This is a genomic window from bacterium (assembly GCA_040756715.1).
Classification (GTDB): Bacteria; UBA9089; UBA9088; order UBA9088; family UBA9088; genus JBFLYE01.
The window spans coordinates 1-8,583 of sequence record JBFLYE010000092.1 but is presented as its reverse complement, the minus strand read 5'-3'; the positions used below and the strand labels follow the sequence as shown (position 1 = coordinate 8,583).

The 8,583-nt window shown below is 36.1% G+C and carries 10 protein-coding genes; 3 read left to right on the top strand and 7 right to left on the bottom strand.

Features of this window, described 5'->3' with window-relative positions:
* Window positions 1–85: 85 nt before the first annotated feature.
* Genes AB1397_03540 through AB1397_03530 form a run of 3 tightly spaced genes read left to right on the top strand, consistent with a single transcriptional unit; the run spans window position 86 to window position 4,537 of the window.
* Window positions 86–1,084 (top strand): MraY family glycosyltransferase, encoded by a 999-nt coding sequence (locus tag AB1397_03540; protein ID MEW6482061.1) that lies wholly within the window; start codon window positions 86–88, stop codon window positions 1,082–1,084.
* A 37-nt stretch (window positions 1,085–1,121) separates the two neighbouring features.
* Window positions 1,122–2,849 carry a glycosyltransferase family 39 protein gene (locus AB1397_03535; GenBank protein ID MEW6482060.1) on the top strand — a complete coding sequence of 576 codons (1,728 nt, stop codon included), beginning with the start codon at window positions 1,122–1,124 and terminating at the stop codon, window positions 2,847–2,849.
* Window positions 2,849–4,537: a penicillin-binding protein 2 gene (locus AB1397_03530; GenBank protein MEW6482059.1), complete on the top strand. Its 1,689-nt coding sequence runs from the start codon at window positions 2,849–2,851 to the stop codon at window positions 4,535–4,537. Before AB1397_03535 ends, AB1397_03530 begins: the two co-directional genes overlap by 1 nt.
* 220 nt (window positions 4,538–4,757) lie before the next feature.
* Here AB1397_03530 and AB1397_03525 read toward each other — a convergent pair whose 3' ends face one another.
* From AB1397_03525 to AB1397_03495, 7 genes are all read right to left on the bottom strand, one after another.
* Window positions 4,758–5,150, bottom strand: coding sequence for a hypothetical protein (locus AB1397_03525; GenBank protein ID MEW6482058.1), 393 nt, complete (start codon window positions 5,148–5,150; stop codon window positions 4,758–4,760).
* 213 nt (window positions 5,151–5,363) lie between these two features.
* The gene (locus AB1397_03520; GenBank protein MEW6482057.1) at window positions 5,364–5,705 is read right to left on the bottom strand and encodes a type II toxin-antitoxin system RelE/ParE family toxin; all 342 of its coding nucleotides are present in this window, start codon (window positions 5,703–5,705) and stop codon (window positions 5,364–5,366) included.
* Entirely contained in the window at window positions 5,690–5,878 is a 189-nt protein-coding gene (locus tag AB1397_03515) for a hypothetical protein (protein ID MEW6482056.1), read from the bottom strand. Before AB1397_03515 ends, AB1397_03520 begins: the two co-directional genes overlap by 16 nt.
* An 83-nt stretch (window positions 5,879–5,961) precedes the next feature.
* On the bottom strand, window positions 5,962–7,029 hold the full coding sequence (locus AB1397_03510) for a 4Fe-4S double cluster binding domain-containing protein (protein ID MEW6482055.1): 1,068 nt from the start codon (window positions 7,027–7,029) through the stop codon (window positions 5,962–5,964).
* Window positions 7,001–7,711, bottom strand: coding sequence for a DUF2461 domain-containing protein (locus AB1397_03505; GenBank protein ID MEW6482054.1), 711 nt, complete (start codon window positions 7,709–7,711; stop codon window positions 7,001–7,003). Before AB1397_03505 ends, AB1397_03510 begins: the two co-directional genes overlap by 29 nt.
* Window positions 7,712–7,767: 56 nt before the next feature.
* Window positions 7,768–7,959, bottom strand: a complete 192-nt coding sequence (locus AB1397_03500) for a DUF3795 domain-containing protein (GenBank protein MEW6482053.1) — start codon at window positions 7,957–7,959, stop codon at window positions 7,768–7,770.
* A 329-nt stretch (window positions 7,960–8,288) separates the two neighbouring features.
* Window positions 8,289–8,471 carry a PIN domain-containing protein gene (locus AB1397_03495; protein MEW6482052.1) on the bottom strand — a complete coding sequence of 61 codons (183 nt, stop codon included), beginning with the start codon at window positions 8,469–8,471 and terminating at the stop codon, window positions 8,289–8,291.
* Between the last annotated feature and the right edge of the window lie 112 nt (window positions 8,472–8,583).

The following is an 8,583-nucleotide window of genomic DNA, read 5'->3' as shown; positions in this document are numbered from 1 at the left end:
TTCAAAATTTAGAATTCAAAATTTCTTAAAAGGTGGATGAATTTTTAACAGATAAACACAACCCTATCTATTTTTGCACTAAGTAATGGAAGATACTATAATCTATCTTTGGATATTCCTTGCCTCCCTCTTTGGAGCCTTAATAGGAACACCCATAATTAGAAAGATTGCTTTAAAGTTTAATATAGTTGATCTTCCAGGAGGAAGAAAGATCCATTTAGAACCTATTCCTTTACTTGGTGGCTTTGTAATTGCAATTGTCTTTCTCCTTGTTTTTTCTTTATTCTCAAGGCCATCAGAAGAGATGGTTGCTGTAATCATCTCTTCCCTCTTAATTGTCCTTATTGGATTTATTGATGACATAAAAGGTTTTTCTCCATTTTTAAAGCTTTCTTTCCAAATAGCCGCAGCATGGCTTGTAATAATCTTTGGAACAAGTATCTCCTTTACAAGTAATCCAAATATTGACATTCCCTTTACATTTTTATGGATTGTAGGGATGACAAATGCCTTTAATCTATTAGACAATATGGATGGTCTATCGGTTGGAATAGCAGCCATATCCTCCTTCTTTTTCTTTCTTCTTTCAAGCGGTGAAGGCCAATTTTTAATAGCCTCTTTCTCAGTTGCTCTAGCTGGAAGTTGCCTCGGGTTTTTAAGGTATAATTTTAAACCGGCAAAAATCTTTATGGGAGATACTGGGTCTATGTTTATTGGCTTTATGTTAAGCATTATTGGTATAAAGTTAAGGTTTTCTCCTAATGTTTCCTTTAGCTGGGTTATTCCTATCATTGTTTTAGGCCTTCCCATATTTGATACAACCCTAGTTACCATATCAAGGATTTGTAGAAGGATTAAGGTAAGTGAGGGAGGTAAAGATCATACATCCCATAGATTAGTAGCCCTTGGATTAACACACACAAAAGCTGTTTTATTGCTTTATCTTATTGGCATAATCTTAGGTCTATTATCTATCGCTCTTTCTAATTTTAGAATTGGATATTTTATAATCCCTATTTTTATTATTTCCTTCATAGGAGGAATTATCTTCTTTGAGGTTAAAGAAAAAAAGACCTTCAAATAAGCCCAAAAAGGTATTAAATAAAGGATTTTTCCTTATTGTGTTTTTCATTATCCTTGGGCTTCTTTTTAGAATTATTCACCTACAAAGTATTGAAAAAAACGACCCGACATTTTATTCTCTTCCCTCTGGGACGGATATGGTTACATATGATGCACAAGCACAGGATATCCTTAAAGGAAAGCATCCAGCACCTTACTATTATTGCCCTCTATACTCATATTTTCTCAGTTTTATCTATTTCTTTTTTGGACACAATCTTTATATTGCAAGGCTTATTCAAATGCTCTTAGGAGTCTTTACTTGCCTTTTTATTTATTTTATAGCAAATATTGTATTTGGAAGCCGGATTGCCTTAATCTCCCTTTTTTTATCTATAATCTACGATATGTTTTTGATTCATGAAGGGCTTATTCTCCTTGAATCTTTCTCTGTTTTCTTAAATACCGCTTCACTATTTTTTATCTTAAGGCTTGAAAAAGAGAGAAAACTTAAAAATATTATTCTCTCTGGCCTATTTTTAGGGCTTTCTGCACTGACAAGGGCTACTGCATTGTTTTTTCTTCCATTTATTCTTTTATGGATGCTAAAAAGCTCAAGGCTTAAGGCTTCCGGCTCAAGGCTTATAAGATTTGCTTTTCTTTGCCTAATTACCTTTCTTACCATCTCTCCTGCCACCATAATGAATTATATTGCTTCAAAGAAATTTATCCTTATTTCAACCAATGGGCCGGTAAACCTCTGGATTGGAAACAATGAAAAGGCAAATGGAAGATACCTTCAGCCACTTCCCTCTCATAATTTAGAGAAAAGATTAGAAGAAATAGGGGATAGGGCATATATTGAGGAGGTTTTAAGATTTATTAAAGAAAAGCCGAAGAAATTCATCGCCCTTTTATTAACAAAATTCTTTTTCTTCTGGGATAACTATGAGGATATAAACAATGTGAACTACGGCCAAGTAAAGGGATATTCTCCCCTATTAAAGCTTCCATTCTTTATTGGATTTGGAGTAATTGCACCTTTAGCATTTCTTGGGATATGCTTATCCTTTAGAAGGAATGCCCTTCTTCTTCATCTCTTCTTTCTTTCTTACATCATCATCCTTATTGCCTTTTTTGTTACTGGAAGGCACAGGCTTGTGGTTGTCCCTGTTATGGTCATTTTTTCCTCATTTGCAATATCATGGATATATGATAAGGTAAAGGAGGCTGAATATAAAAAATTGGCTTTTTCATTTTTCCCCCTTCTTCTTGGAATTATTTTGGGTTGGAAAAATGATATTTATGCCAATTTTGTTCCCATTATTTATCAAGATGGTTTTCATATAAAAGAAGAGAAGGAAATAACCATTAAGGATACATCAGAAGAATGGAGGGGTCAAAATTGTCTTGTTCTTAATAGAGGAACAAAATGCAAAAAGGAGATTGTAATAGAGGAAGACCTTTTAAAATTTAAAGAAATATCGTTAAAATTTAAGTACGGAACATTACCAAACACAATTGTTGAATTAAAAATCAATGAAAGCCCATCCTCTGCAATTGATTTTCCTTATACAAAAGGGTTAATAAATCCATATACTTGCTTTGTTGATAAGGGCATTTTAAAGAATGGGGTGAATTCTTTTGTTTTTGAGGTTAAAGAGGGAACCCTTGCCATTCCTTATGATACAACATACACATTTGGAAGGTCTTATGAATTTAGGGATGGAGATTTTAAAAAAATAAAAAAGGGTGAATTCTTGGTTGAGCTTTCGCTTAAAAAATAATGTATAACGATTACAAAAAAAGGGTATATATTATCTGGTGGCTACTTGGTATTCTTGGAATATTTCTTTTAATAAAGCTCTTTTATATTCAGGTTTTAAAAAGCAAGGAATTAAAAAAGGAGGCAGATAATATCCATACATTCCAAAAGATTTATACCCTTCCCAGGGGAAGAATATTTGATAGAAATGGCAATATCCTTGCTATGAGTGCAGAGACTATATCCATCCTTGTTCGTCCAAAACAAATAAGCACAAAAGATTATACCAGGATTTTAAAGGTTTTAGGAATTAACCCATTGAATTTAAAGAGAAATGAAAAGCCTTTCTGGCTTAAAAGGCGAGTTCCCGTAGAGGTAGGAGAAAAAATAAGAGAAAAAATAAAAAATATTTCTGGAATTGATTTTCTGGTTGAACATAAGAGGTATTATCCATATACCACAATAGGAGGAAACCTTGTAGGATTTGTGAAATTTGAGGATGATGCAAGGAGGATAAATGGATTATCCGGGATTGAGGCATCATTTAATAAATATCTTTTAAGCTCCTCTCATAGCCCTAAGATAATGAGAGATGGAAGGGGAAGGATTTTATATACCCAAGAGAGGTTTCCCGACGAATTAAAGGGAGGGGATGTCTATCTTGCAATAGATGTAAGGCTTCAACATATTGCAGAAGAAGAAATTAGAAAAACAGTGGAAGAATATTCTGCAAAAGGTGGTATTTGTATTATTGGATGTCCGAAGACAGGAGAGATTTTGGCACAAAGCACAATCCCAAGTTTTAACCCAAATATCTACTCAAGCTGGGAAAAAGAGATGTGGAAAAAAATACCGAAGGAAAACCTAAAGAATAAGGCAGTTTCTTTTGTTTTTGAGCCAGGCTCCCTTTTTAAACCAATTATCGCAGGAATCCTTCTTGAAGAAGGGCTGGTAAAAGAAAGTGACAGGTTTTTTTGTAGTGGAGAATATAAGGTGGGCAACAGAAAAATATATTGCCCCCATAAGCATGGAATCCAATCATTTAGGGATGTACTTAAAAATTCCTGTAATGTTGGAATGAGTCAAGCAATAGAAAAATTAAAAGATGAAAGGCTCTTGTTTTACCTTTCCCAATTTGGCTTTGGAACAAAGACAGGTACAGGGATAATTGAGGAGGAAGCCGGGATATTTCCCAAAAGGATGACGAACATAAGAAAGGCAAATCTTTCATTTGGCTATGGAATTTCTGTAACACCAATTCAACTCTATCTTGCATTCTCTACAATTTGCAACAATGGCATTCTTATTTCACCCATTGTTGCAAGGAGCATTTTGTTAAACAATAAGATAATAAAAGAAGAAAAACCTATACCCAAAAGGGAGGTTTTATCACAGGATACAGTCAGTAAACTAAAGGATATGATGGTTTCAATTGTTGAAGAAGGAACAGGAAGGAATGCAAAGATAACCGGATATAAAATTGCAGGAAAGACAGGAACAGCAGAGAAGGTAGTAGGAGGAAGGTATGATGCAAGTAAGGTTGTTTCATCATTTGTTGGATTTTTTCCAGCCGATAATCCAGAAATTCTCATATTGGTTATTTTAGATGAACCAAAGAAGGCACATTATGCAAGCATTGTTGCTTCTCCTTGCTTTAAGAGGATTGCAGAAAGGCTTATATTTTTACAAAACATAAGGAAAGAGCTATAGATAAAATCGTATGTGTTTAGCTAAAGCTAAACAATTGCAAATTGAGAGAGTGATGAATTTTTTATGATATTATTTTTTTACCTCTTTAAATTTGCAATTTAAAATTTACAATTAAACAATTCGTTTCTGCCTCTTTAATGAGGAAGCTTAAACACATATTAAGGAGCTAAACACATACTTTTTGTCAATGTGTAGACTTTGACACCTATCTTCTTCAGATCTAAAACTCGGTAAACTCAGTGGGGTAATGAGAAAGATCCAGTTTTTCTTGCTCTGGTATCAATCGTATTCCCCATTGTTGCATGGCCAAAGCCCCAAAAAGAACCTCAATAGGTTTCCCCTCCTCATCATTCCCAATATAATCAATAACCATAGCTTCCGTATGGAAAGGCTTCCCATCGATTTCGCCAACTAATACAGCGGCCTGGGAAGATACCTTTGTCTCGCCTCCTAATTTGGTATATGTTGGACGAGGAAGACTTGTGGTAGTAAGTTGTGCTGCAACTTCAGGAATAATGTAGGTATTTCGGGCTCCTGAATCAAAAAGTGTCCATACATTCCGTCCCTTTACATTCATCATTTGTCGAATCCTGCCCATAATCATCACCTCCATTTTGTTTTGTAATCTCGGTTGAGTATCTCATTCAAGTGTCTAACGATTGAGCTCAGCCGCCGCCTTTGGCGGTCGGCTGCAGCGATGGGTTAGGCTATTTGTACATGGTTAGCTTTTTTGTAAACATAATAAATTCAAAATTCAAAAGTTCAAGTGAATTGCAATTTTGACTTTTGCCTTTCTTTCATTGTCTTATTAGCTAAACACATACGGCTATTTATGATTACTATCTCTATTTTCAAGATTTGCTCGTCTTTCTCGCTCCCAAAGTGTTAATAGATCACGGGCTCCATGAATGAAGCCAATAATGTGTACAATTTGCTCTCTTACATGATAGATCAATCGATATTTCCTCACAAAAAGTTCGCGGATGCTTGGATCATTGAACTCTGGCACAATGCGACCTCGCTCTGCTAGATAAGCTAAAGAGCGAGCTGCATCCCGTACCTCCCGGACGAATGCTGCGGCATAAAATTGAGAATCTTTAGCAATATAATCTGCAGCCTCCTTAAGATCACTCCAAGCTGCTTCTGTCCATTTTACTTTCCGAGCCATTTAGACATCCGCTGCTCAACCTCTTCCTGACTGAGTACACGGCCCTCTTCAATATCTTTCAATCCTCGTTCGATTTTCTGACGGACATAAATATGATACTGAATATCCTCAAAGGATACGTCGTCTGGAATCCGGTCGAGCATTTTCCGAACTTCTTCTTTAGTAGTACCCATCTTTGCCTCCTGTTGATTAAAATATAGCCTAACGACTGAGCTAAGCTGAGGCGGATTTATCCGCCGTCAGCTTCAGCGATTTGTTAGACAGAGAAGCTATCAGTTTTTTCTAAAGCGTTCTTGATTTCCTTTACAACTTTTGGATTTTGTTCTTTTGATAAAGTTTCTTCAAGTATCTTTTTTGTCTTCTTGTTGCCTATTCTTCCTAATGCCCACGCAGAATATGCTCTGATTTGTGGCTTAGGGTGTTGTAGTGTCTCCTTAAGTGCATCTACAGCGGTAGAGTCAGCAATGTTGCCAAGGGCAATAATAGCATTCCCTCGGATTGTGTCTATCCCTGCCCATCTTGCAAATGAAGGGATTACCTTGCGATAGTATTCTGCATCAGAGGTTACCAACGGGATGAGTTCTGGACTATCGCTTACTTCCTCTAATGGCACAGGATATTTAACCCGAGGTTTAAGATGTTTATTTTTAGGACAAGCCCACAGACATTCACCACAACCAAAGAGACGATTCTCTTGTTTTTCACGAAGCTCAGTCGGAATAAAGGTTCCCCAGAGCCAGTTTGTAATACATCTTGCCCTGTTTACCTTAAAAGGTGGATGAATTGCCTTTGTAGGACAGGACTTAAGACAAATATCGCACTCCCCACAATCAGATGCCTCTACCGGGTGATCTTCATAATTCAAGGGGGCATTGGTTATTAGGATTTCAAACATCACCAATGAGCCGAGTTTTTCGGTAAGGACTACTGCATTCTTGCCGTATTTACCAAGACCTGCACGCACAGCCGCTAATTTTGCAGGAATCTTCATAGAAGCAACACACTTGTATCCTTCCTTGCGCAGAAATTGTTTGATGACTTTTTCAGTGTAAGCACGCATCCGCATATATACCCTGATTCCATAAGAGGAGAACCTACCTCGTGGCTTGCTCGGTTCGGATGGCAAAATATCAAGTTTGTTATAAATATAGAAACCTCCTACAATGACTGACTGAGCATCATTGAGTATCTCCTTTGGGTCAACAACCCTTTCTTTCTCTCCTTGTATCCTGAAAGGTTTTGCAGACGTTACACCAATTATATCTACACCTGCAGTTATTGCCTTCTCTATGAGATTATAAGTAAGTACTTTCTCTTCTTTCACTTCTTACCTTTTCCTTTATGTCTAAAAGATATAGATACAGAGGTCGTAATATCTCATATTTCTGTACCAATTCATCAACCAGTTTAGGACTAAATAAAATCTCATCAATTGATTTTCTGTATTCCATATAAAAACTCTTTCGTTGATAATATTTTTGAATCTCTTGGGGTAAGTCTGTCCATAGAGGTCTTTTATAAAGCTCTCCTTTAATCTCAAAGGACTTAATCTTTGAAATAATCCTTAGGAATTTTGTCGGTTCTTTTCTTATTTCTTCCCTAAAGGCATCCATTGTATCCTTTGATGCTTGATAAAATCCCATCCCATATCTATACCAATCAGGATAAATCTCAAAGAAATATGCAGGTGCATCCTTCCAATTCTTATTGGGCCTCTTAAATACAATCCACATATTGCTTCTATACAGTGATTTATCTGGAGAGAATCTGGTATCCCTATATATCCTTGAGATGGTTTTATCAATCATTGGTCTTATCTCAAAATATGGGTCTATAGTCAACATAAATTCACCCATGTCAACAACAAGATTTTGCAAAGGTGTAAGAAGATATTCATTGTACTCTCTCCTATGCGTTTCAAACCACTTCTTTTCGTTATTTTTGCCTAAATCTTTTAGAAACTTACATGTGTTGTCTCTAAATCCTCTAAAATTCTTTCCTTCCATTTTCCTATTCTATCTTTTACATATCTAGACGTCTAACCCCTTTCTCATTTGCTAAATCAGATCTCTCTTCTGATTTCTTCAAGAGTAGTTTTAGCATCAGGGGCCATTTCAAAAAACTTGTTGAGTTTCTCGCAAGCATATTCATCGCAATAGGCACAATTCTTAATACTCTTTTCTTGTCCGCACTTCCTTACTTCACAGACTTTGCAGTGGCAAAAACAGTCTTTCGCTTTCTGACAAACATCCATCACAATTAATATGTTCTGGTGGGATGTCCATATTGTACTGTTTAGACCACATCTCAGCAACTCTCTTTCTTTCGTTGTCGTCATCCTTTTAGGTTGCTAAGAATGCGGGACATTCAGTACAGATTAGTCCACAAAACCCAATCATTTTCTCCATAGCCTTTCACCTCCAATATTTGTAGTGTTTCTATTCTGTCTAACGATAAAGCTCACCTGCCGCCAACAGGTTGGGCACAAAACTTTGGAGAACCACTAACCTTTGATAGGGCACAGAACCTTGAAAAACCGCTACACTGTTGGCGGTCAGGTGCAGCGAATTGTTAGAAAGAGATTTATTTCTTCTTAGGAATAAAATTAACCCCATCTATGCCTTTAAGATCAGCATCTTGTGTCCATATTATTGCATCATTTGCTCTAGCTGTTGCTAAAACAATACTGTCAGCTAATGGAAGTTTGTATTCTAACCCAACTTTAGCAGCACTTAACGCAATGGAAGTATCTATAGTTAATTCCATAACGCTTTACAAAATGTATGGGTTTAGATAATCTTAAGGAAAACTTTATAAAATTATGAATTTTGAATGTTGAATTTTGAATTAAAAGGGAAAAAATTTTATAAAACTTAAA